This is a genomic window from Bradyrhizobium guangzhouense (assembly GCF_004114955.1).
GTDB classification, from domain to species: domain Bacteria; phylum Pseudomonadota; class Alphaproteobacteria; order Rhizobiales; family Xanthobacteraceae; genus Bradyrhizobium; species Bradyrhizobium guangzhouense.
Genome location: NZ_CP030053.1, coordinates 2,889,950 through 2,915,053, shown reverse-complemented (window position 1 = coordinate 2,915,053; position 25,104 = coordinate 2,889,950). Strand labels below are relative to the sequence as shown.

13 protein-coding genes are annotated in these 25,104 nt (G+C 65.4%); 5 read left to right on the top strand and 8 right to left on the bottom strand.

The genetic code is table 11. The annotated features are described in order from the left end of the window. Positions 1-333: 333 nt before the first annotated feature. Complete coding sequence (locus XH91_RS13990; RefSeq protein ID WP_128951135.1) at positions 334-2,739, bottom strand: ATP-binding protein; 2,406 nt, start codon at positions 2,737-2,739, stop codon at positions 334-336. A gap of 332 nt (positions 2,740-3,071) precedes the next feature. Between XH91_RS13990 and XH91_RS13985 the strand changes: the two genes are divergently transcribed. Continuing rightward, positions 3,072-3,785, top strand: a complete 714-nt coding sequence (locus XH91_RS13985) for a substrate-binding periplasmic protein (protein ID WP_128951134.1) — start codon at positions 3,072-3,074, stop codon at positions 3,783-3,785. Positions 3,786-3,807: 22 nt separating this feature from the next. Here the strand turns inward: XH91_RS13985 and XH91_RS13980 are convergent, their stop codons facing one another. After that, positions 3,808-3,987, bottom strand: coding sequence for a hypothetical protein (locus XH91_RS13980; protein ID WP_206733157.1), 180 nt, complete (start codon positions 3,985-3,987; stop codon positions 3,808-3,810). Positions 3,988-4,191: 204 nt separating this feature from the next. On the opposite strand from XH91_RS13980, the gene XH91_RS13975 reads away from it, so the two are divergent. After that, positions 4,192-4,578, top strand: coding sequence for a YciI family protein (locus tag XH91_RS13975; protein WP_128951132.1), 387 nt, complete (start codon positions 4,192-4,194; stop codon positions 4,576-4,578). Between the two features lie 15 nt (positions 4,579-4,593). On the opposite strand, the gene XH91_RS13970 is transcribed toward XH91_RS13975, so the two are convergent. Then, positions 4,594-5,184, bottom strand: coding sequence for a TMEM175 family protein (locus XH91_RS13970; RefSeq protein ID WP_128951131.1), 591 nt, complete (start codon positions 5,182-5,184; stop codon positions 4,594-4,596). Between the two features lie 125 nt (positions 5,185-5,309). Between XH91_RS13970 and XH91_RS13965 the strand changes: the two genes are divergently transcribed. Together XH91_RS13965 and XH91_RS13960 are read left to right on the top strand one after the other, a co-directional pair. Next, positions 5,310-7,367, top strand: a complete 2,058-nt coding sequence (locus XH91_RS13965) for an ATP-dependent helicase (protein ID WP_128951130.1) — start codon at positions 5,310-5,312, stop codon at positions 7,365-7,367. A 95-nt stretch (positions 7,368-7,462) separates the two neighbouring features. Then, complete coding sequence (locus XH91_RS13960; protein WP_128951129.1) at positions 7,463-8,494, top strand: LLM class flavin-dependent oxidoreductase; 1,032 nt, start codon at positions 7,463-7,465, stop codon at positions 8,492-8,494. 12 nt (positions 8,495-8,506) lie between these two features. Here XH91_RS13960 and XH91_RS13955 read toward each other — a convergent pair whose 3' ends face one another. Both XH91_RS13955 and XH91_RS13950 read right to left on the bottom strand, forming a co-directional pair. Continuing rightward, positions 8,507-9,289 carry an efflux RND transporter periplasmic adaptor subunit gene (locus XH91_RS13955; protein WP_206733158.1) on the bottom strand — a complete coding sequence of 261 codons (783 nt, stop codon included), beginning with the start codon at positions 9,287-9,289 and terminating at the stop codon, positions 8,507-8,509. Between the two features lie 75 nt (positions 9,290-9,364). Beyond that, positions 9,365-11,098 carry a TolC family protein gene (locus tag XH91_RS13950; RefSeq protein WP_128951127.1) on the bottom strand — a complete coding sequence of 578 codons (1,734 nt, stop codon included), beginning with the start codon at positions 11,096-11,098 and terminating at the stop codon, positions 9,365-9,367. A gap of 283 nt (positions 11,099-11,381) precedes the next feature. Here XH91_RS13950 and XH91_RS13945 point away from each other — a divergent pair, with 283 nt between their 5' ends. Then, a complete protein-coding gene (locus XH91_RS13945) occupies positions 11,382-11,666 on the top strand; it encodes a hypothetical protein (protein WP_128951126.1) in 285 nt (94 codons plus the stop codon). A 12-nt stretch (positions 11,667-11,678) separates the two neighbouring features. Here the strand turns inward: XH91_RS13945 and XH91_RS13940 are convergent, their stop codons facing one another. From XH91_RS13940 to XH91_RS13930, 3 genes are all read right to left on the bottom strand, one after another. Continuing rightward, on the bottom strand, positions 11,679-13,802 hold the full coding sequence (locus XH91_RS13940; RefSeq protein WP_128951125.1) for a site-2 protease family protein: 2,124 nt from the start codon (positions 13,800-13,802) through the stop codon (positions 11,679-11,681). Position 13,803: 1 nt separating this feature from the next. Continuing rightward, positions 13,804-15,162, bottom strand: coding sequence for an efflux RND transporter periplasmic adaptor subunit (locus XH91_RS13935; RefSeq protein WP_128951124.1), 1,359 nt, complete (start codon positions 15,160-15,162; stop codon positions 13,804-13,806). Positions 15,163-15,278: 116 nt separating this feature from the next. Then, positions 15,279-24,962 carry a DUF4347 domain-containing protein gene (locus XH91_RS13930; protein WP_128951123.1) on the bottom strand — a complete coding sequence of 3,228 codons (9,684 nt, stop codon included), beginning with the start codon at positions 24,960-24,962 and terminating at the stop codon, positions 15,279-15,281. Positions 24,963-25,104 lie beyond the last annotated feature (142 nt).

The following is a 25,104-nucleotide window of genomic DNA, read 5'->3' as shown; positions in this document are numbered from 1 at the left end:
TAACACGGCCGGGCGGCGGTCTCAACTGCCCCGGGGGCCGCTTTCGCCGGCTTTCCGCCCTTGCGCACAGGGGTCGGTTCCGCACCTCCGCGGCCCCCTTAACAGCTACGGCCTTCCGCCCTATATTGAAGTCTTCCGCAATCAACGAAAGGAGGTGATCCAGTGTCTTTTACCAAGCGCTGTCACCTCGCTGGGATCGCCCGCTAAGTTCTAGATTGGGCTTGGCATCGGGACGCTCTCAGCCCTGGACCAGCGAGCAAGAAATCGGGCGCGACGGGGCTTCCCCGCCGCGCCTTTTCTTTGGTCAGACTCTTTTCCCAGACATCGCGCCCATCACTCGGAGCGCCCCCCGCCCCCGAGCGCCTCTCGGATCTTCCGCGACAGCTCAGCCTTCCGGTACGGCTTGCGGAGCAGCGCCACGCCGGCATCGAGCTGCCCCTCGTGAACGATCGCGTTGTCGGTATAGCCGGAGGTGTAGAGCACCCGCACGTCCGGCCGTCGGAGCCGAACGGCATCTGCCAATTCCCGCCCGTTCATGCCGCCGGGCATGATGATGTCCGTAAACAGAAGATCGAAGCTCGCCCCCCGGTCGACCAACGCCAGCGCGGTTGCACCATCGCTGGCCGTCAGCGTGCGATAGCCGAGGCTGCCGAGCTGGGCGATGACGTAGCCTTGCACCAGCGGATCATCCTCGACCACGAGGATGGTCTCGTGTCCACGCGTCAGCGCCGGCGGCGGCGCCGGTGCCGTCTTCGCCGTCGCATCGCCCGCCGATCGCGGCAGGAACAGCTTCATCACCGTGCCGCGCCCCTCCTCGCTCTCGATCGCAACAGTGCCACCGGTCTGCTTGATGAAGCCATAGACCATGCTCAGCCCAAGTCCGGTGCCGCGACCGACCCCCTTGGTGGTGAAGAACGGCTCGAACACGCGGTCGCGAATCTCGGCGGGAATGCCGTGACCGGTGTCGGCCACCGCGATCATGACGTAAGAGCCGGCTTCGCCGTCAGCATTGTCGGTGCCGTTGAATTCCCGGTTTGCGGTCTCGAGCGTGAGCCGGCCGCCGCCCGGCATCGCATCGCGTGCGTTGACGGCGAGATTGACGATCGCCGACGAAAGCTGCGACGGATCGGCCATGGCCGGCCACGCATCGTCACCGAGATGCGTCACGATCTCGACATGCTCGCCGAGGATCGGCCGCAACAGCTTCGCCGTCTCGGCGACGAGCGCGTTGACATCGACCTCGCGCGGCTCCAGCGGCTGGCGCCGGGCGAAGGTCAGCAGCTGCGAGGTGATCTCGGCCCCACGCGAGGACGCGTCGTCGATGAGCTGGGCAATCGCGGCGAGCTCGGGCTTGTCCGCGAGCCCCTCCTGGATGATCTCGATGGTCCCGGTGATGACGGTCAGCACGTTGTTGAAGTCGTGCGCGACGCCGCCAGTGAGCTGACCGATCGCATCCATCTTCTGGGATTGGCGAAGCCGCTCCTCGGTCTCATGCTGCGCGGTGAGATCGGTGGAAGAGCCGCGATAGCCCATGAAATGTCCGTCATCGCCAAACACCGGCTGGCCGTTGACGCTGAAATAATGCAGACGGCCGGCTCCATCGCGGCCGCGATACTCGAACTTGCGGAACGGCTCGTGGCGATCCAGCGTTGCGATGTGGTCGCGCCATTTCTCGACTTCGGCGTTTTGATCGAAGGCGGCATCCGGACGTCGCTTGCCGATCAGGGCCTCGCGATCCATTCCAAAGGCATCGGCCCGTTCCGAGATGTAGGTGAAGACGTGATCCGGTCCGGTTTCCCAGAACCAGTCGGAGGCGGTCTCGGCATAGTCGCGAAAGCGCTGCTCGCTCGCGCGCGCATCCTCTTCGGCGCGCCGGCGGATCTTCAGATCACGATCGAGATTCGCATTGGCCTCGCGCAGCTCGCCATAGGCACGCTCGAGGTTGGCGCGCATGGCGTCGAACGCGTCGATCACCCTGTCGAGCTCGTCGGGATCAGAAGGCGGCCGGCGCTCCAGATGCAATGGCGGAGGCGGCCGCGCCAGATTGAATTTGCTGACGAACTCGGCGATGGCGACCAGGTGACGCGTCACCAGAAAGTGGAACATGTAGATGATGAACAATGAGACGAGGAACGTCTTTGCCGCCTGGCTTGCCAGGATGACAAGGGCGCGGTTCAGCAATTGCCGATAGACGTCACTGAGCGTCGCCTCGACATGCAGCACGCCGATAGGACGCGCGGTCCCTTGAATCGTGTAAGTCAGGGGATAGTCGCGCGTTACGACCGAGCGGCCACCTCGTTCGCCGACGGCGACACTGATAGGCTTGGGACGATCGGCGATCTCGTGGACCTCGGCGGCGCGCATGCCGGGCAGCCGCAGGATTCCTTCGAGCTGAAGCTTGAGCTGGTTCTGGTCGAGACTCCACAGGCTCTCGCCGAGGCTGCCCGTGGTGCTGCGACCGACCTCCTCGAGCCTTGTCTGGATCATGCCGACCTCGCGGTCGTAGTCCAGGTAGAGCTGCAGCGCAGTCAGGGTCAACGTCACCAGCGATGAGAACAGCAGCACGGCGGCAAGCAGGCGTGGCCCGATACCGCTGCGCGACCAGTTGAATACCCGCGACGACAAGGTCGCGAGCATCGGGGACGTGAACCCAGCTCCGATGCCGCTCAAATCCGGCTTCGCTGCCGCTGGCGCAACAGCGCGGCTGCGATCGGAACTCTCGTCACCTGCGTTGCCCATGCACCCCGTCCCGGAAAATGGCGACACTCCTCTTCGGTCTGCCGGTCGCAGCCGCACGCGATTCGATGATTTTGATTCTCGCTCAGCACGCGATGCGCGCAGCAATCCTGTCGGCCCATGGGCGATCTGAGGTCGGCGGGGTCATATCTTGCGCCCAGCAGCAGGATCTTTGCGCAAACTACCACTTCGCGTGCTAAAATGACATTGGTGATATCAGGGATTCGCGCGCATGGCGGGCGAACGGTGCGTTGTGGCTCCGCGCAACCGCCATCTGCGGTAGATCGCGCTCGTATCAGAACTCAATGGTAGCAAGGAACGGCCGAGAGGCGCTCATGTGGCGGATCATCGTCGTCTGCCTGTCGCTGCTTGCAGCCGGCTCATCCCACGCGCAGTCGGTGATCCGGCTGGCCCGGATCGCCGACATCCCCGATCAATATGTCGGCGGCGAAATGCTTCGCGCCGTCTACGCCAAGCTGAACATCAAGCTCGAATTCGTAGACGTCCCCGGCAAGCGGGCGCTCACGCTGTCGAGCGGCGGCGAAGTCGACGGCGAAATCCAGCGCATCGGAACGCTGTCGAGCGAATACCCCACCCTGCTGCAGGTGACGCCCGCGATCAACTACATCGAGCCGGCCGTGTTCACGACCAGGCTTCATTTCGTCGTGGACGGTTGGAATTCGATCCGGGACTTGCGCATCGGCATCGTCCGTGGCGTCGGCTCGTCGGAAGCCGGCACGCGCGGCATGGACCACGTCACGGCAACCGCCGGCATCGAGAACATGATCATGATGCTCGATGCCGATCGTTTCGACGTGATCGTCACCGACCTCTTCAGCGGGCTGGTCGCGGTCCGCAAGCTCAATCTGCAAGCCAGGATCTATCCACTGTCGCCGCCGCTCGAGCGCATCCGCATCTTCCATTACTTGCACGAACGCCACCGCGACCTCGTGCCGAAGGTTGGACAGGTGATTGCGCAGATGGAGGCGAGCGGCGAACTGGCGGCGCTGCGCGAGGCGCTCGTCAAGCAGGTCCTGAGTACGCCCTGACGATGCCGGCTCGAGGCGCGATTCAGAATCCGAAGATGGCGAGCACTGATGGCCGCTTGCCGCGGCGGCTCTCGACGATGCGCTCGCCGCCGTTCTCGACCGAGCTGCCGTAGTAGCGATGATGGCCTGCCCGATCATGCAGATCAGCCGGCTCGGACGTCCCTGCCCGCCGCGCGTCGCAGATGATCTTGATGGTCGACATGGCCGCCTCCGATAGTCCTTGATGGCTCTTGGTGGCCATCAGTCGCCCGGCCTTCGGCCGGCGTTCACGCCGCCAGGCCGCAATCGGGTTTCAGGATGATTTCGCCGGCATCGCCGAGACGCAATATTTGGCGCGTCACCATTGTCAGTATCGGCGGCGGTGATATTTTGCCGGCGGCGCCGCCCAAAAACAAGCGAGGTAACAATGCTTTACGCGATCCTGGCCTATCACGTGGAAGACGAGCTTCTGGAATGGACGCCGCAGGAGGACGCTGCTGTCGTGGCCAAGGTCATCGAAGTCCAGGCGCCGTTGAGGGCCAGCGGACATCTCGGGCCGGCCGCCCGTCTGGATGACACCAAAAAGGCCCGCACCTTGCGCGGCCCCGGCGCCGGCATCGTGCTCGACGGCCCGTTTGCCGAGACCAAGGAGCAGCTTCTCGGCTTCCACCTCGTCAACTACGACACGGATGAAGAGGCGATCGCGGCGGCGCGGAAGCTGCGTGAGGTCAATCCGAGTGCGGTCTACGAGATCCGGCCGGTCAAGCTCTACGTGCCGGCCGATGGGTTCGGCGCGGCAAAGTCAAAGGGATGACGGACGGCCGCGCCGTCAGGTCTTGCCGGCCGCCGCTCTATCCATGCGGCGGCGGATCAGCAGCCCGCCAAAAGCCAGGAACCAGAAGTAGGACGCGTATTGCGGAGCAAACGCGGCCACGATGGTGCCCGGCAGAAATACGGCCAGCGGAAACAGGGCTGCAATCAGCTGGTGGCGGAAGCCGTGCATCACGAGCCACCACAGCGCAGCATTGAGGCCGGCAATGACCGTGAGATGCAGGCCAAACAGCACGGCCACGGCGCTGCTCGCGCCGTAATTGCCGTAAAGGCCGTTGGTCACCGGCAGCAGCACGATCGACAGCAGGAACACGAGGTTGAGCAGCACGATATGGCGGCCAGCCTCCGGCTGGCGGGCAAGCCGGCGGTGATGGCTGATCCAGAACACGCCCGCGATGATGAAGCTCAGGATCAATCCGGTCAGGCGTCCGGAATAAAGCTGGGCAAGATCGCTCCAAGTCGGCATCGCCTTGAACTCGCCGGCCTTGGGCAGATCATTGGCAAGCAGGGTCATCGCGACACCAAAAATGGTGTTGCTCAGCGATTCCAGCCGGCGCATCTCGAAAAGGTCGGGCGTGGGATCGGTCATGTCTGCAATCCGTCCGGACTGGAACCTGCGCTGTCCTCTCCCCTAAATCCTCAGCGCCCCCGCGTCCAGCCGCATTGCGATTCGGCGGGGGATCGTTGATTCTGGCGGCTTCACCGGGGCGATTCGTGACGTCATATCTGGACACGCTCAATGCGGAGCAACGCCGCGCCGTAGAGCATGGCGTGGCCGATGGCGCGACCGTGGGGGCGCCCCTGCTCGTCATTGCCGGCGCCGGTTCCGGCAAGACGAACACGCTCGCCCATCGTGTCGCGCATTTGATCGTCGCCGGCGCCGACCCGCGTCGCATCCTGCTGATGACCTTCTCCCGCCGCGCCGCGGCCGAGATGGCCGGACGTGTCGAGCGCATCGCCCGCAAAGTGCTCGGCGAGAACAATGCCGCGATCATGCGCGATGCGCTGACCTGGGCCGGCACTTTCCATGGCATCGGCGCGCGTCTCCTGCGCGAATATGCCGAGCGGATCGGCGTCGATCCCGCCTTCACCATCCACGACCGCGAGGATTCCGCCGACCTGATGAATCTGGTCCGGCACGAGCGTGGATTGTCGAAGACCGAGAGCCGCTTTCCGGCCAAGGGCACGTGCCTGTCAATCTACTCGCGCTGCGTCAATGCCGAGATGGAAATCGAGAAAGTGCTCGGCCAGCACTATCCCTGGTGCACGGGCTGGGCCGCCGAGCTGAAAGGGCTGTTCGCGGCTTACGTCGAGGCCAAGCAAGCCCAGCACGTGCTCGATTACGACGATCTCCTGCTCTATTGGTCGCAGATGATGAGCGATGCGCTGATCGCCGAGGAGATCGGCGGCCGCTTCGATCATGTGCTGGTCGACGAATATCAGGACACCAACCGCCTGCAATCCTCGATCCTGCTGGCCCTGAAGCCCGACGGCCGCGGGCTCACCGTGGTCGGCGACGATGCGCAGTCGATCTACTCCTTCCGCGCTGCGACCGTGCGCAACATCCTGGACTTTCCGCAGAGTTTCTCGCCCCGCGCCGAGACGATCACGCTCGACCGCAACTACCGCTCGACGCAACCGGTGCTGGCGGCGGCCAACGGCGTCATCGGCCTCGCACGCGAGCGCTTCACCAAGAATCTCTGGACCGACCGCAACTCCACGCAAAAGCCGCAGCTCGTCACCGTCCATGACGAGGCCGACCAGGCGCGCTATATCGTCGAGCAGGTGCTGGCCAATCGCGAGCAAGGCGCGCTGCTCAAGCACCAGGCGGTGCTGTTCCGGACATCTTCGCATTCCGGTCCGCTGGAGATCGAGCTCACTCGCCGCAACATTCCCTTCGTCAAGTTCGGCGGACTCAAATTCCTCGACGCCGCACACGTCAAGGACGTGCTAGCGCTGTTGCGCTTTGCCGAAAATCCGCGCGATCGTGTCGCGGGTTTCCGCATCCTTCATCTGTTGCCGGGCGTCGGTCCCGCCACCGCGCAGCGCGTGCTCGACCAGATGGCCGAGAGTATGGACCCGCTGCACACGCTCGCACATCTCCCGGTGCCGGCGCGCACGGGCGATGACTGGACCAGCTTCGCCCGCACGGTCGAGAATTTGCGCTATTCGGAATGGCCTGCGGATCTCGAGCGCGTGCGGCTGTGGTATGAGCCGCATCTCGATCGCATCCACGAGGATTCCGAGACGCGGCGCGCCGATCTGATGCAGCTCGAGCAGATCGCGAGCGGCTATTCCTCGCGCGAAAAGTTCCTGACCGAGCTCACGCTCGATCCGCCTGACGCGACCAGCGACAAGTCCGGACCTCCGCTCCGCGACGAGGACTATCTGATCCTCTCCACGATCCACTCGGCGAAGGGCCAGGAGTGGAAGTCGGTGTTCGTGCTCAACGTCGTCGACGGCTGCATGCCCTCCGATCTCGGCGCCGGCACCAGCGCCGAGCTGGAGGAGGAGCGCCGCCTGCTCTATGTCGCGATGACGCGCGCCAAGGACGATCTGCACCTCGTCGTGCCGCAGCGTTTCTTCGTGCACGGCCAGGCTGCGAAAGGCGACCGCCACGTCTATGCCTCACGCACCCGCTTCATTCCGGAGCAACTCGTCTATCTGTTCGAGCGCACCGCCTGGCCGAAGGTGGCTGCCGGCGCAGCGCGCACCGCGGCACAGGGGCCGAAGATCGACATCGGCGCGCGGATGCGGGGGATGTGGCGGTAGGCCTACCAAACGGAAACCGAGCATTTCCGAAAGCCGCCTTGTCGCTTGGCAGCCGTCCATTAAATCTGGTCGATCCTCCCACAGAGACCTGATCGATGACCGCACCGCTCGAATTCGGACTGGATACCTTTGGCGACGTCACAAAGGACGCTTCTGGCGCCATGCGTCCCCATGCGCAGGTGATCCGCAACGTCGTCGACGAGGCGGTGCTGGCCGACGAGCTTGGCCTCGACTTCATCGGCCTGGGCGAGCACCATCGCGCCGATTTCGCGATCTCATCGCCCGAAACGGTCCTCGCCGCGATCGCCTCGCGCACCAAGCGCATCCACCTTGGCTCAGCCGTGACGGTGCTGTCTTCGGACGATCCCATCCGCGTGTTCCAGCGCTTTGCGACGCTCGATGCACTTTCGAGCGGACGCGCCGAGGTCATCCTCGGCCGTGGCTCCTTCACCGAATCCTTTCCGCTGTTCGGCTTCGACCTGCGCAAATACGAAGAATTGTTCGAGGAGAAGCTCGATCTGTTCGCCGCGCTGCTGTCGCAGAAACCGGTGACGTGGCAGGGCAAGCTGCGCCCCTCCCTGAAGGAGCAGTTGGTCTATCCACCTGTCGAGAACGGCCAGCTCAAAACCTGGATCGGCGTCGGCGGCAGCCCGCAATCGGTGGTGCGCGCCGCACATTACGACCTGCCCCTGATGCTCGCCATCATCGGCGGCGATCCGGAGCGCTTCGCGCCCTACGTCGATCTCTATCACCGTGCCTTCAAGGAATTCGGCCGCCCGGCGCAGCCGATCGGCGTGCATTCGCCCGGCTATGTCGCCGAAACGGATGAGCAGGCGCGCGAAGAGCTCTGGCCCGACTACAAGGTCATGCGCGACCGGATCGGCCGCGAGCGCGGCTGGCCGCCGATGGGCCGCGACGAGTTCGTCAACGAAGCCGAGCACGGCTCTCTCTATGTCGGCTCACCGGAGACGGTGGCGCGCAAGATCGCGAAGACAGCCAAGGCGCTTCGTATTGCGCGGTTTCAGCTGAAATATTCGGCGGGCCCGCTGCCGCACCGGAAGCTGATGAAGAGCATCGAGCTCTACGGGCGCAAGGTGGTGCCGATGGTCAGAGAGATGTTGGGCTAGCTGGCGCTCGCCTCACTGCCCGCTCGGTGGCGTGATCACCGCACGGCCGCTCATGCCGGCCATCAGCTCGGGCGCGGCCTGCGTGATCTCGCCGATCACCTTGATGGTCTGGCTGACCGGATCGACCCGACCGCTCAGCCTCGTCACCTGAGCGGCATAGGATTTATCGGTCTCGTGGATTTCGACCTTGAAAGCCATGCCGGGCTTGAGCCAGGCGAGCCAGCGCGACGGCGCGATCAGCTCGACCTCGAGACCGTGGTCGTCGAGGATGTCGAGCAGGGGTTGGCCGGCATTGGTGTACTGGAATTCGCGCGCCTTCTGGTCCACGGCGATGCCGTCGAAGGGTGCGATGATGGTGCACTTGGCCACCGCGGCCTCGGCGGCGGAGCGATCGGCCTTGGCCTTCTCGACTTCCGCGGCCGCGATATCAAGCTCGAGCTGGCCGGTCGACTTCAGCTGCATCAGCCGCTGGTTGATGACGAAGGTCTTCTCGGCCTGGGTCAACACCGCCTGGGCATGCGCGAGTTGCGCCTTCTGCGCGGCACAGTCAAAAGCGACCAGGACATCGCCCTTCTTGAACCGCTCACCGACCCGGGTCGCAATGCGATCGATCCGCGCCGCCATCTCGCTCGATAGCGTTGTGTATTGGCGCGGTGTGAGCTGGGCGCGAATCTCCTGACCCGATTCCAGCGCTGCGGCATCGGGGCTAGCAGGCAGAGCCTGCCCATGCGCGCCTGATGCCGAGATGCCGAGGAGGAGCGCCAGTGCTGCGAGCCGATCGAAGCGGCGCTTCACGCCGCGGCACTGCGTGGGCAGATTGACTGCTCGATCTGCCCCGCATTTCTGCTCATGCGCCGGCATCGCCCCTGCTCAGTTGACACCGATCTTCTGATCGGCGGCCGGCGGCGCAGCCGTGGTGGCGGTGGCGACACTGGATGGCACCGCGCTCGGCGAAACGGTCTTGGCGGCTTCCGACTTCACCGTTTCCGACTTGGCGGTTTCCGACTTGGCGGTCTCTGGCTTGGCCGTTGCGATATTGGCCGTTGCCGTGCTGGCCACGTCGGACGGCGCGGCGCCCTGCCCCGCATCCGCCACCGGCTCCGCGATCTGGCCACGTTGCCATTCCAGCATGCCGCGCCTGATCTCCCTGGACAGCTCGATGACGTCGTAGGAAGCGGCCGCGCTCGGCACCGGATCGACGCCCAGCGTCGCATAGATTCGTCCGAGTGCAGCCTGCGCCTCCGCATAGGCCTGGTATCGCCGCAGCTCGGAGAACACCGCGCTGACCTCGGCTGAAATCCGCTCGAGATCGCCCTGCACGTCACTTGCAGTACGGTTGGTGATCTGCTGCGACAGTCGCTGATCGACGTCGGCGAGCTCGGTCGAGCGGCTATAGTCGCGGCTCGCCGCCAGATATTGCTGATAGGCGATGTGGAGCTTGGCCAGCGTGGCGATGCTCAGCGCCTCGCGCCTCGTGTCGACCAGCAACGTGGCATTGTCGGTCCGCCTGAGCGTCACCGGAGCCAGGATCAGGCTGTTCAGATAGCCACCGATGCGAACCGCGCCGGCGGTCCAGGTGTTGTTCACGAGAAAGCTGTTGCTATCGTAGTTCGGTCCCCAGCTCAGATTTGCGCTGGGCAAAAGCTTCAGAATCGCCTTGTGCGCCTCGTCGACGCTGATTCGCTTCAGATAGCTCTGCTCCCGGATGTCGGGGTTGAGCATGAGCGCGGTTTCTTCCATCCGCGCCATGGACACGTGCAGCGGCTGCACGGCAAGGGAGCGCGGAACCGCCAGCGAATAGTTCTGGCCAGGCGGCAGGTTGATCAGCGAGGCCAATTCCGTCTTCGAGATCGCCAGCACCTGCTGCACGCTTTCGAGCTGGCGCAACAGATCGAGCAGCGCCTTCTGATAGCGCAGCGCATCGACCGGCGGGCGCAGGCCCTCCTTCTCGACCTGACGGGAATTCGTCAGCGCGCCTTGAGCCTCGTGGATCGCCGACTTGATTCGCGCGTTCAGCACCTGCGCGCCTGCGGCGCGCCAAAAGGCTCGCCGCACGTCCTGGAACAGGTTCTGTGTCACCCGGCGCCGCTGCTCGTCGACGACAAGGATCCGGTTTGCCTGTTGACGCGCGTTGAAATAGCTGACGCCGAAGTCGAGCAGATTCCACGACAGCGTCAGATCGGCGACGAGACGGTCGCGGTCCGTCGAGGTCGATGGCTCGAGCGTCTGCACACCCGTCGTGACCGAGCGGCTCGACGATCCGTCGACATTGTTTCGCGTGAGATAGGCGCCGTTGTAGCCGGCCTTGGGCAGCAGATCGTAGCGGGAGAGATCGAGATCATCGGAGGCGAGCGCTTCCTCCATCACTTTCACACGCGCATCGAGATTGTACTTGAGCGCGCGTGCCAGGGCCTCGTGCAAGGTCAGCGGATGGTTGAGGGGCTCCTGTCCCGCGAACATCGCGGCGGTGTCGATCTGCAGTTCTGCAGCCCGTTCATCATCCGTCATCGGATGCGGAACGAGGGAGCATCCCCCAACCAGGATGGTGGTGACAACCGCCAGCAACTGCCGCAACGGCAGGCGCGGTTTTCCACAGATGGTCACGTTGAGCCCCCGCTGCCCTTAATTGAATCTCTTTGTAGGCAGACTATCAGGCGCCTCAACCTGTGGATGTGACAATTCCGCCACATCGATGAAAATACATCGCGTCAGAGTGGCAGAGCGCGTTTGGTTCCCTCGATTGGCGGCATGGTTTGGGTACCTTTGGTAGAGTCGGGCGACCAACTGGTGCAGGCGCAGCCGGCTGCCCATATTCCTGCGATATTGAACGGCGATGGGGCTGAAGATGAATGCGGTTCAACGACATGCACGCGAACGACGCTCCACCATGGCGGGACGGGCTCTCCTGATCGGATTGCTTGCCTTGACGCCGCTGCTTCCCGGTCGAGTCGCAGCGCAACTCGACTTACGCACCTATTCGGCCTCCGGCACGCATCAATGCAGCGGAGAGAAGGCGGCGAGCTGCGTGGTCACGGGGTCCCGCTACCGGGACTGCATCGATGCGACCTCCGCGCTCCGTGTGCAGGATTGCTGCGCGACGCGCCGCGATGGCTCGCGCTCGACCGGATTTACAATCAATTACTGCATTCCCGAGGGCGGGCTCGGACGGTGAGGCCGCTGTCGCTTACGGGCTCGCTTCGCGGATGACCACGGCAAGCAGCGTTCGCCAGAGCCGCGCCGCAATGCTGACCGCCTCTCCCGAAAGCGCGACGCGGCCGCGCAGCACGCGGCTCGGTGTCACCGCATCGCCATCAGGCGCCAGCACGACGCGATAAATCGTTCGATCCGGAATCAACTCGTTTTGCTTCGGGCTGCGCACGGCGATGGGACCACCGAAGACGGAGGCGAGATAGGGGTCGGACAGCGTGTGCGCGCTGCCGCCGGCGACCTCGACGACGCGCAGCTGCGCCTCGATGCGATTGTCGGCCTCTGCGTAGAACGTCGCGCGGTCGCCTGCGCGTATCCGGCCGAGATCGGCCTCATCGACATAGGCCTCGACCATCACCTGTTTCGGATCGATCACCGACAGCAGGCGCGATTTGGCCGGCATCCAGACGCCGGGAGCAAGACCCTCGACGAGGTCCACGACCTTGCCGGCAATCGGCGCCGTGGTGTCGAGGCGCGCCTTCTCGTCGGACAGGCTGCGATATTCCGACAATGCGGCGGCATATTCGCTTTCCGTCACCTGGCTGCGCGCCAAGAGATCGGCGTCGAGGCCCTTGGCGGCCATCTGCCATTCCAGCACCTCGATCTCGGATTTCAGCCGTCCGATCCGGTAGTCGAGGTCGGGCGAGACTAGGCGCACGAGCGGCGCGCCCTTGGCCACCTCGTCGCCGTCCTGCACCGCGATGGTTGCGACACGCGCCCCGACATCGGACACGAAGACGTCGATACGCTGCACGCTGCGCAGCAGCGCCGGCGCCTCGATGGTCGACCGCCACGGCACCAGCAGCAGTCCGACGAGGCCCGCCGCGATCGCGGCCGTCAGCAGGGTTTTCGGGCTCCATCGCAACTCGTGGCGCCGACGCCACCAGGTTAACCCTTCGGAGGCGACCGGCCGGATCAGGAAGTAGCCGATTTCGACGGCCATCATCACGATCCCCAGCGCCTTCACGGCGAAATGGTAGACGATCACGGCGATGCCGATGAACAGCGAGAACCGATAGATCCAGGTGATAAAGGCGAAGACGACGAGAAAGGTCTGGCGGCCGGCCGGCAGCGCCTCCGGCGGCGGATCGCCGAGGCCGAGCAGCGTCTCCCGCAACCACCAACGCGCCAGCGCGAAGGCGCGGGTGTGCAAATTGGGCGTCTCCAGCCAATCCGACAACACGTAGTAACCGTCATAACGCATGAACGGGCTGAGATTGATCAAGACGGTCGTGACCCAGGTCGACGTGGCGACCAGGAACGCCGCGCTGCGGGCCGGTCCCGGAGGCAGGAAGCCCCAGACACACAGCGCGATCGCCGCGCAGCAGAGCTCCGCCGTCACGCCTGCAAGGCCGATCGCCAAGCGCCGGCGGCGTGACGTCAGCATCCACGACTCGTTCACGTCGGAATAGAGCACGGGCACCATCACCAGCAGCGCCACGCCCATGGTCGGCACGCGGCAACCATAGCGCTTGGCCGTATAGGCATGGCCGAGCTCGTGCACCACCTTGAGCCCACCGAGCGTGATGGCGAAGTAGATGGCGCCGGTTACCGAGAACAGGTCGACGAAGGTGCCGATGAAGGCGTCCCATTGCCGGGCAACGAGATAGAGGCCGAACACGCCGATCATCACGATCGCCAGCGCGAATGCGCGGCTGTGCACCCAGTGGACATAGGGATAGGTCGCACTGAGGAAACGGTCCGGCCGCAGCAACGGGATTCGCACGAACAAATAGTTGTGCAGGAGCCAGTGCCCAATACTCTCCCGCATCTGCTCCGCCTTGCGGACCAGGGCCGCGGTCGCCTGCGGGCCGGCCGATCGCACCAGATTGCTGCCGACGAGAAACTGCGCGAGATCGCTCACCTCCTCGGCATCCACGGCCAGCGTGGTCTCGGCGTTGACTTGCGCAGTGATCGCATCGATCGAACCCGCCTGCCATCGCGACAGCATTTCGAATTCCGGCCAGCCGAGACGGTAGAAGCGGTTGCAGGCGGGATCATGCAGGGTCCAGGTCGGCGAGCCGTCGAGCGCCGTCGGCCCCGGACAGATCGCGATCTCCTCGCGAAGCGGCAGCAGCCGTGCCGTGGAGGGGTTCGCCATGTCAAAGACCGAGGAACTGCCTGACGGCCGCCAGCGGACGGCGCGCCAGGAAATAGAACAGCGTCACGCGATCGCCGTAGACCTTCGCCGTGCCGCGTAAGCCGATACGCGGCAGATGCTCGGACTGGGTCAGGGTCGCCTTGAGCCGGTAGCCGAGCACGTTGCTGCTCGACAACGTCGCCTCGTAGCTCGCCTGACGCAGCGTCGCCTGGAGCGGCGCGTCAGGCGACACGTTCAGGAAGAACTCGACCTTCGTCCCCGGTTCGAAATTGATCGCGTCGGCAACCGGCAACCAGATCTCCAGCTCGGCCTGGTTGGGATCTGCGATCTCCAGCAGCTTCTCGCCCGTTGTGACCGGCTTGCCGATCCAGTCGTTGGGATCGTTGAACAAGGCAATGCCGCCGCGGCTGGCGGTGACGTGGATGCGTCCCAGCAGCGACTGGGCATAGGTCACGTCGGCGCGCCGCTCCTCCATACGCCCCCTGAGCACGGCAAGCTGAGTCCGGCTCTTGTCGTCGAACACGGCCTGCTGCGCGGCCTGACGATATTCCGCTTCGGCGACCGCCAGTGCCTTGTTGGCGACGTCAAGCTTGTTCTGGATGGTGCGCGGATCGAGCTCCAGCACCACCTGCCCTTCCTTCACTTCGGCATTGGGCTGCACGGCGAAATGATCCACGACGCCGTCGACGGGCGCGCGCACCAGCGCCGGATGGAACGGCACCACTTCAGCCGGCGCCAGCGCGGTCAGGGTCACCGGCACCCACAACAGCGCAAGCAAGACCAGCGCTGCTGCGATCTTGATGGCCGTGTGCGCGCCGGGCACGCGCGCGGCCAGAGACAGCCGGCGGCGGCTGCGGAATCCTGTCCAGGCATGCGCATAGCCGTCGGCGATTTCCTGGATCAGCGGGCGCTCGGTCTCGTTCCATGGCTGCTCGCGGGCAAGGAGAAGCGCACCAATGCGGCCGCTCGATGTCGCAAGCGGCACCCACAGACCATGGGCCGGCAGCCATTCCGACCATTCCTCGCCGGTTGCGCCGGGAAGACTGGACGCATCGACGAGCCGGATCTCGGGCGGCTCGTTCCGGTCGAGGTGGGACATCACCCGGTTCAGCCAGAGCGTGAACGGTGCGTTGCGCTCGACGGAGGGAATGCCGGAGAGCGCGGCAATCTTGCCGCGGCCGTTGCCGTCGCGCTGCCACAGCACGGCCTGGCGGTACGGCACCAGGCCATGGGTCTCATTGACCATGACAAAGCCGAGCTCCTGCACCGTGGCTGCATGTCGCGCCCGTTTGACCAGTTGCACCAGAGTGCTCAGGCCGAACAATTGTGCTTCGAGATTCGGCGCGGCGACGTGTTTCATCGATAAAGGGCTCACGTGATGGTTCAGGATTCTGCTCCGAATCCTGTCAGTCCCAGCCGCGCCGGATCGCGTCAGGCGGCCGCCTCATGCGGCCGGCCCGGGTCGTTCCCTGGCGATCACCGCCACCGCCTGGCGGAATCGCTGACGCTCTGCAGCAGCGCCATGCGGTCGGCATGCATCGCGCGCCAGCCGGCGCCGTTGAGCTGCGCCGTCAGGCCGGCACGTCCGGCCGGCACGGCTCGCGCGCCCGCTGCGCCATCAAGAGCACCGGCCGCCAGATGCGGTCGTGCGGATTCGAGGCCGCCGACGCGATGCCCGGCATCACGCGGACCGAGCCAGCCATGGCGCTGCGGCTGATCGAGGCCGGTGCCGTTCTTGCCCGGAGCGAGATCGATGGTGACGGTCAGGATCGACATGTCGCCCTTCGAGCTCCATCCGACGATCTCGACCGTCAGCTTGGTGTCGCCCAGCTTGAACGCAGGACCGCCCGTGCCGGGTTTGGTCGGAGCGCCGGTCCCGTCGTCGGGCGAGATGCTGCCGGTCTCGATGTCGGCCGGCGGCAATCCGGCGAGCTTGCCGGTGCCGCCGTCGAAGTGCAGCCAGTCCGGCAGCGGACGGCCATCCGGGAGGCGCGCGTCGATCGCCACCACATCGCCGTCCAGCGCCGACGCAAGAGCCAGCAGCGGCACCTGCAGATCGAAATTGTCGTTCGGGCCCAGGGCCACCTGAATGTCGGCGTGGCTGACATAGATCGTCGAGGCCGGCGTGAAGAAGAAGCCTCCCCCGGTCACCGAGGTCACCATTCCGAAGGCGCCGTCGTGACCGTGGTCGTCGTCACCGTGCCCCCTATCACCATGGTGGTCGTCGTCACCATGATGGGGCGGCGGGACGAGCCGGCCCCTGATATCGATGGTCGTCGTGGTCGTCGCGGAAGTCGCATCCAGCGGAGTCGTGGCGTGGTTCGGCGAGGTCTCGTCGAGATCGGTAACGGTCCACGTCACGGTCTTCGGATCGTTCTTCTGCGTGGTCGAGCTGAAGGTGATGCTGGCCAGCGCCTGCTGATAATGCGCGAGCGTATCCGCCCCGGTCAGCGTGAGGACGCCTGTCGTTGTGTTGTAGCTGCCGGTAATGCCGAACTGGTTCACGAAGTTCAGCTTGTCGCCCGCAGCGAAATTGCCAGTAATCGCGACGCTCGCACCGGTGAGATGGCCGCTATCGACGTCGGACACGGTCACAGCAGCATCCAGCGGGACCGCGGAGCCGTTGTTCGCGTCGTAGTGGAGTGTATTGCCCGCGGTGATGACAGGCGGATCATTGACCGCGATGATGTCGATGGTGGTCGATGCGCTCGCCGAAAGCGCACCGCCGGTGCCAGTGTGACCGTTGTCGTTGACGGCCAGCGTCAGCGTGGTGCTGGTAGCGGGCGTGTCGGTGTTATCGTTGTAGACCAGCGTGCTGGTGCCGCCGGCGCCAAGGAAGGCATTGAGCTGGGCAATGGTGCCCGACACCACCAGCGAGGACGTGCCGTTGCCGCTGACGATGCTGACACCGCTGTCGCCGACGGCGCCGGTGAGGATGCCTTCACCGACCGAGAGCGTCACGGTCTCAATGCCGGTGCGACCATCGACGTCGCCGACCGAAAGGCCGGTGTTCTTCAGCGACAAGTTGACCTGTTCGGTCGCGCTGTAATGCGCACCCGGAACCGACGCTGTCGGCGCATCATTGACGCCGGTGATGTCGATGGTGGCCGATGCGCTCGCCGTCTTTGCGCCGCCCGTGCCTGTATTGCCGTTGTCGTTGATCGCAAGCGTCAGCGTGGCGCTGGGGCTTGGGTTATGGTTGGTGTCGACATAGCTGACGGCACTGGTGCCGTCAGTGTTCAGCAGCGCGTCGATCTCCTTGATGCTGCCGGTGATCGTCACGGTCGAGGTGCCGCTGCCCGAGACGCTGGCGCCGCTGGTGCCTGATGTCACCGTCAGCGTGCCCTCGGTCACCGACAGGGTCGCCGTCTCGATGCCGCCGAGGCTGTCGACGTCGTTGACCGACAGGCCCGTGTTCTTCAGCGACAGGACGACCTGTTCGGTCGCCGCATAATGCGTGCCCGGTGCGGACGCCGTCGGCGCGTCGTTGACCGCCTTGATGTCGATCGTCGCCGAGGCGCTCGCCGACAATGCACCGCCGGTGCCCGTGTTGCCGCCGTCATTGATCGCCAGCGTCAATGTCGTGCTGGCGCTCGGAGTGTCCGTGTTGTCGTTATAGACCAGCGTGCTGGTGCCGCCCGCGCCGAGGAAGGCGTTGAGCTGGGCGATCGTGCCGGACACGACCAGCGAGGATGTGCCATTGCCGCCGACGATGCTGATACCGCTGTCGCCAGCCGCGCCGGTGAGGATGCCCTCGCCGGCCGAGAGCGTCACGGTCTCGATGCCGCTGCCGCCGTCAACGTCGCCAACCGACAGGCCGGTGCCCTTCAGCGACAGGTCGACTTGCTCGGTCGCGCCGTAATGGATACCCGGTGCGGATGCCGTCGGCGCGTCATTGACCGCCGTGATGTCGATGGTGGCCGACGCACTGCCGGTCTGCGCGCCGCCCGTGCCGGTGTTGCCGTTGTCGTTGACGGCCAGGGTCAGCGTCGCACTGGCACTCGGAGTGTCCGTATTGTCGATGTAGCTCACCGTGCTGGCGCCGTCAGTGGCAAGCAGCGCGTTGATCTCCGAGATCGTGCCGGTGATGGTCACGGTCGAGGTGCCGCTGCCGGAGACGCTGGCGCCGCTGGTGCCTGATGTCACCGTCAGCGTACCCTCGGTCACCGACAGGGTCGCCGTCTCGATGCCGCCGAGGCTATCGACGTCGTTGACCGACAGGCCCGTGTTCTTCAGCGACAGGACGACCTGTTCGGTCGCGGCATAATGCGTGCCCGGCGCGGACGCCGTCGGCGCGTCGTTGACCGCCGTGATGTCGATCGTGGCCGAGGCGCTCGCCGTCAGCGCGCCGCCGCCGGTGTTGCCGCCGTCATTGATGGCCAGCGTCAGCGTCGTGCTGGCGCTCGGCGTGTCCGTGTTGTCGTTATAGACCAGCGTGCTGGCGCCGCCCGCGCCCAGGAAGGCGTTGAGCTGGGCAATGGTGCCGGAGATCACCAGCGAGGACGTGCCGTTGCCGCTGACGATGCTGATGCCGCTGCCGCCGGCGCTGCCGGTGAGGACGCCCTCGCCGACCGAGAGCGTCACGGTCTCGATGCCGCTGCCGCCGTCGACGTCGCCGACCGACAATCCGGTGCCCTTCAGCGAGAGGTCGACTTGCTCGGTCGCGCCGTAATGCGTGCCCGGTGCGGATGCCGTCGGCGCGTCGTTGACCGCGGTGATGTCGATCGTCGCCGACGCAGTGCCCGACTGCGCGCTGCCCGTGCCGGTATTGCCGTTGTCGTTGATCCCAAGCGTCAGCGTGGCGCTGGCGCTCGGATTGTCGCTGCCGTCGATGTAGCTGACCGCGCTCGACGCATCGCTGTTCAGCAGCGCGTTGATCTCGGAGATCGTGCCGGTGATGGTCACCGTCGAGGTGCCGCTGTTCGAGACGGTGGCGCCGCTGGTGCCGGCGGCGACCGTCAGCGTCCCCTCGGTCACCGACAAGGTGACGGTCTCGCTGCCGCCGAGGCTGTCGACGTCACCGACCGACAGACCGGTGTTCTTCAGGTCGAGGCTGCTCTGCTCGGTCGCGCTGTAAGGGCCGCCCGGAACAGAGGCGACCGGCGCATCGTTGACCGCGGTGATGTCGATCGTGGCCGAGGCGCTCGCCGTCAGCGCGCCGCCGCCGGTGTTGCCACCGTCATTGATGGCCAGCGTCAGCGTCGTGCTGGCGCTGGGCGTGTCCGTGTTGTCGTTATAGACCAGCGTGCTGGCGCCGCCCGCGCCGAGGAAGGCGTTGAGCTGGGCAATAGTGCCGGAGATCACCAGCGAGGACGTGCCGTTGCCGCTGACGATGCTGATGCCGCTGCCGCCGGCGCTGCCGGTGAGGATGCCCTCGCCGACCGAGAGCGTCACGGTCTCGATGCCGCTGCCGCCGTCGACGTCGCCGACCGACAATCCGGTGCCCTTCAGCGAGAGGTCGACTTGCTCGGTCGCGCCGTAATGCGTGCCCGGCGCGGATGCCGTCGGCGCGTCATTGACCGCGGTGATGTCGATCGCCACCGACGCACTGCCCGACTGCGCGCTGCCCGTGCCGGTATTGCCGTTGTCGTTGATCCCAAGCGTCAGCGTGGCGCTGGCGCTCGGATTGTCGCTGCCGTCGATGTAGCTGACCGCGCTCGACGCATCGCTGTTCAGCAGCGCGTTGATCTCGGAGATCGTGCCGGTGATGGTCACCGTCGAGGTGCCGCTGTTCGAGACGGTGGCGCCGCTGGTGCCGGCGGCGACCGTCAGCGTCCCCTCGGTCACCGACAAGGTGACGGTCTCGCTGCCGCCGAGGCCGTCGACGTCACCGACCGACAGACCGGTGTTCTTCAGGTCGAGGCTGCTCTGCTCGGTCGCGCTGTAAGGGCCGCCCGGAACAGAGGCGACCGGCGCATCGTTGACCGCGGTGATGTCGATCGTGGCCGAGGCGCTCGCCGTCAGCGCGCCGCCGCCGGTGTTGCCGCCGTCATTGATGGCCAGCGTCAGCGTCGTGCTGGCGCTCGGCGTGTCCGTGTTGTCGTTATAGACCAGCGTGCTGGCGCCGCCCGCGCCCAGGAAGGCATTGAGCTGGGCAATGGTGCCGGAGATCACCAGCGAGGACGTGCCGTTGCCGCTGACGATGCTGATGCCGCTGCCGCCGGCGCTGCCGGTGAGGACGCCCTCGCCGACCGAGAGCGTCACGGTCTCGATGCCGCTGCCGCCGTCGACGTCGCCGACCGACAATCCGGTGCCCTTCAGCGAGAGGTCGACTTGCTCGGTCGCGCCGTAATGCGTGCCCGGTGCGGATGCCGTCGGCGCGTCGTTGACCGCGGTGATGTCGATCGTCGCCGACGCAGTGCCGGTCTGAGCACCGGGGGTGCCGGTGTGGCCGTTGTCATTGATCCCAAGCGTCAGCGTGGCGCTGGCGCTCGGATTGTCGCTGCCGTCGATGTAGCTGACCGCGCTCGACGCATCGCTGTTCAGCAGCGCGTTGATCTCGGAGATCGTGCCGGTGATGGTCACCGTCGAGGTGCCGCTGTTCGAGACGGTGGCGCCGCTGGTGCCGGCGGCGACCGTCAGCGTCCCCTCGGTCACCGACAAGGTGACGGTCTCGCTGCCGCCGAGGCCGTCGACGTCACCGACCGACAATCCGGTGTTCTTCAGGTCGAGGCTGGTCTGCTCGGTCGCGCTGTAAGGGCCGCCCGGAACAGAGGCGACCGGCGCATCGTTGACCGCGGTGATGTCGATCGTGGCCGAGGCGCTCGCCGTCAGCGCGCCGCCGCCGGTGTTGCCACCGTCATTGATGGCCAGCGTCAGCGTCGTGCTGGCGCTGGGCGTGTCCGTGTTGTCGTTATAGACCAGCGTGCTGGCGCCGCCCGCGCCGAGGAAGGCGTTGAGCTGGGCAATGGTGCCGGAGATCACCAGCGAGGACGTGCCGTTGCCGCTGACGATGCTGATGCCGCTGCCGCCGGCGCTGCCGGTGAGGATGCCCTCGCCGACCGAGAGCGTCACGGTCTCGATGCCGCTGCCGCCGTCGACGTCGCCGACCGACAATCCGGTGCCCTTCAGCGAGAGGTCGACTTGCTCGGTCGCGCCGTAATGCGTGCCCGGCGCGGATGCCGTCGGCGCGTCATTGACCGCGGTGATGTCGATCGCCACCGACGCACTGCCCGACTGCGCGCTGCCCGTGCCGGTATTGCCGTTGTCGTTGATCCCAAGCGTCAGCGTGGCGCTGGCGCTCGGATTGTCGCTGCCGTCGATGTAGCTGACCGCGCTCGACGCATCGCTGTTCAGCAGCGCGTTGATCTCGGAGATCGTGCCGGTGATGGTCACCGTCGAGGTGCCGCTGTTCGAGACGGTGGCGCCGCTGGTGCCGGCGGCGACCGTCAGCGTCCCCTCGGTCACCGACAAGGTGACGGTCTCGCTGCCGCCGAGGCTGTCGACGTCACCGACCGACAGACCGGTGTTCTTCAGGTCGAGGCTGGTCTGCTCGGTCGCGCTGTAAGGGCCGCCCGGAACAGAGGCGACCGGCGCATCGTTGACCGCGGTAATGTCGATGGTCGCCGAGGCGCTCGCCGATTGCGGACTACCCGTGCCGGTGTTGCCACCATCGTTGATGGCCAGCGTCAGCGTCGTGCTGGCGCTCGGAGTGTCCGTGTTGTCGTTATAAACCAGCGTGCTGGCCCCGCCCGCGCCCAGGAAGGCGTTGAGCTGGGCGATGGTGCCGGAGATCACCAGCGAGGACGTGCCGTTGCCGCTGACGATGCTGATGCCGCTGCCGCCGGCGCTGCCGGTGAGGATGCCCTCGCCGACCGAGAGCGTCACCGTCTCGATCCCACTGCCGCCGTCGACGTCGCCGACCGACAGGCCGGTGCCCTTCAGCGACAGGTTGACCTGCTCGGTCGCGCCGTAATTCGTACCCGGCACCGTCGCCGTCGGTGCCTGGTTGACGAAGGCGGCATCGACCGTGCTCGTGACCGCGACGCTGGCGTTGGTGTGCCCGCCGGCCTGATCATTGATCTGCCAGGTCAGCGTGCGCGTGCCTGCGTTCGTGCCGGCGACGTTGAATTGCACCTCTTCCAGAGCCGTTTTGTAGTTCGCAGCGCTATCGGCGCCGCTCAGCGTGAGCGTATGCGTGGTGCTGTCGTAGCTCGCATGAATGTTGGTGCCCGTCACCAGACCGCCATTGCTGACACCATTGTCGCTCAGCGTGTCGCCGGTCTGGAAGCCGCCGCTGATCACCACCGTCGCGTTGCTGGCGGCCGTGGCGAAATTGCTGCCGTTATTGTCGGTGATCGTCAGTCCAGGGTCGGCCACCACCGGACCACTGGTCGACGTCACCGTCGGTGTCGGGCTGTTGGCGCCGATGACGACGACAGGCGTCGCATACACGTCGAGCGTCGTGCTGGCGCCGCCGGCGCTGCTCAATCCATTGACGTCGGTAACCGACCAGGAGATGGTGCGGACCTTGTCGGTGCCGCCGATGGTCGGATCGCCCGTGAATCCGTATGTGACCGCCGCAAGGGCAGCCGCATAATGCGCTGCTGAATCAGACCCCGTCAGGGTCAACGTCGCACCGGAGAACGAATAAGTGATGGCGCCGATCGTGCCGCTGGTGGTCCCATTGATCGTCAGCGTGTCACCGCTGGCCGCACTGCCGATCGTCACCGTCGCGCTGCTGATATTGCTGGCGTCCGTGACCGCGATCGCGCTGTCGAGCAGCACCGGGTTTCCGGTGCTCTGGTAGAACTGGGCCGTATTGCCCACGCTGCCGAAGGTCGGCGGGACATTGACGTTGACGTGATCGGTGACCGAATTGCTCGTCACCACGCTGTCGGTGACGGTGAAGCTGATGGCGCGCTGGGTCGCGCTGGTGCTGTTGGTGCTGAAGGTGACGGAATCGATCGCCGTCGCATAGGCTGACGCCGAGGCAAGGCCCGACAGCGTGAGGAGACCGGTGCTGGCACTATAGATGCCGGTGATGCCGTTCTGAGCACTGAAGTTCAGGCTGTCGTGGTTGGCGTCGAAGCCGGCGCCGATCTGTACGGTCGCGCCGGTAAGCAACTCGCCCGGGTCGGACAGCGTTGTAATGCCGGCGCTGGTTTCGAAATGATCGGCGCTCGACCCTTCGGTGTAGGTCGTCGTCGCGCCGCTCGCGGTCAGAACCGGAGCGGCATCGAGCGCGAGATTGGTGATGACCGGATCGCCCGTGGTCGATTGTGCCGGCTGGAAAATCTTGGTGACGGTTCCACCATTGACCGATCCGACCAAGACCGAGCCCTGCTCGCTACCGCTCCCGGAGCTGGTGGTGGCCCGGTTCAGGATGAAGAGCTGGCCGCTGCTGACGTCGACCTTGAGCTCGGACGGCTGGCCCACGCTTGCCGTGGAGTACAACAGCGCCGTCGAGACGTTCGCGCCGGTAATGGTCGTGCCCAACGCGGACACCGATGCCTTGTAGACGTTATCGGTGCCGGCTGCGCCGGTCGAGATCGAATAGTTTTGGTCCCAAGTCGAGAAATACAGAGTCTGATTGGTCACATCGAGCGCGATCCCGCTCAGGAAGCCCTGCGTATAACCGACCGGCGTGACGCCATTGAGCGAGTCTGATGACGCCAGATGCAGGATCGAGGTCGCCAGGTTCGGCCCGCCGGTGGTGCTGGCAACATAGATGTCGTTGGTCGCCGACGTATTGGGATTGCCGGCGAAAGTGTTCTTGTCCGCGCCGGTGCTGTCGTCGATGAAATAGACCTTGTGATTGACCGGATCGACGGCAATATCCATGAAGATGCCGAGATTGGGACCGTAAGCCACGAGGGTTTCGCTGAGAGTGCCGGGTCCCGACACGCTGCTCAGATTGAGGTTGTTCAGATTGAGGCTGAAAATGCCGTTGATCTGGTCGAGCGTATGGGCGTTCGGATTGTTGGGATCGTACTCATTCAGCCCGCCTTGAGCGAAGTACAGCGTGTTGGTGGTAGCGTCGAGCGCGATGCCGCCGAAGAGGTTATTGTCGGCCGCGGGCGTGCTGAAGATCTTGTCCACCTTGTGACCGTCGGCCAGCGTGCCGTTGATCGCGCCGACATAGATCGCCTGCTCGCTGGCCGTGCTGCCGGCGTGCTCGAAGTCGACCACGTAGAACACCCCATGCGCCGCATCCACGGCGATATAGGTGGGATCGATCAATGTTCCGGTCACGGTCAGTGAGGCACTGTTGTTGGCCGTCCCCGTGTTGTCCGACGTGACCTCCGACCCCGCCGTGCTGGTCGAGGTGATGAAAATCTGATCCGGCAGGACGTCGGCATAGCTGGCGAGCGCGGCATCGGTAAACGGCGTCGTCGCCGCTGCAGCCGAGCCATGGCCGCCGTTCAGCTGCACATTCAGTGTCCAGCTTCCCCCCTTCGAGGCGGCACCGACCAGATGCGACGAACCGTCGATGTTGGCACCGCCGGTAGCGGCGGACAATTGAGCGAGGAAGATGTCGCCGGTCGCGTCCTGCGCAACGTCGCAGCCGAAGATCTGGATCGTGCCGCCGGACTTCATGGCATTGCCGATCGCCGCCAGCTGGCTCTCGTAGTAGCCGATATTGCTCGAAGACAGAATCGTATTGCCGAGCTGGATCATGCCATCGGCGCCGTGGGCAACGATGTCGATCGTGGTCAGATTGGGATCGGGATGGCGGGCGAGGAAGTCGGCGATCTGCTTGACGCCATCGCCGTTGGCATCGAGCATCACGACCTCGACGCCCGGCTTGGCGCCTTGCGCCAGGACTTGCGCATCGGGCACCTGGGCGTCGATGAAGACGATCTCGGTGGGATCCTTGACCCAGGTGACCACATGCGCGCGCGGCTCGCCGGAATTCGTTCCGCCGTGCCCGTGCTGGTCGGTGCCGGATCCGTTGCCCGCGGCCGGTGACGGCGTCCCGGTCGCCGTGTTGGATTCGGAGGCTGCGCCAGTCGCCGCCGGGGCCCCGTGGTCGGCGCCGGCATCGTGATGATGATGGTGGTGCGCGGCCGTCGCCGCTCCCGCGCCGTCGTACATCATGCGCGGCTCGAGCAACATGATGCCGCTGCGCCGCCGGCGTGGCTTGGTCGCGGATGGCTGCGAGTCCCGTGAAGGCGAAGCGCCAGCTTTCCGGCTGAACCAGGATCCGATGTCGGACATCTCACTCCCCCATCTGTGCAAAGCAGCGACCTGTTGCTGACAGGTGCAACCAGCTGAATGCCGCTACGCGCAGAACTTTTGTCGGAACCTTCCGGCGGTGGCGCTTAGTTAATTTATCATTAAGCTTCCGGGAGATACAAGC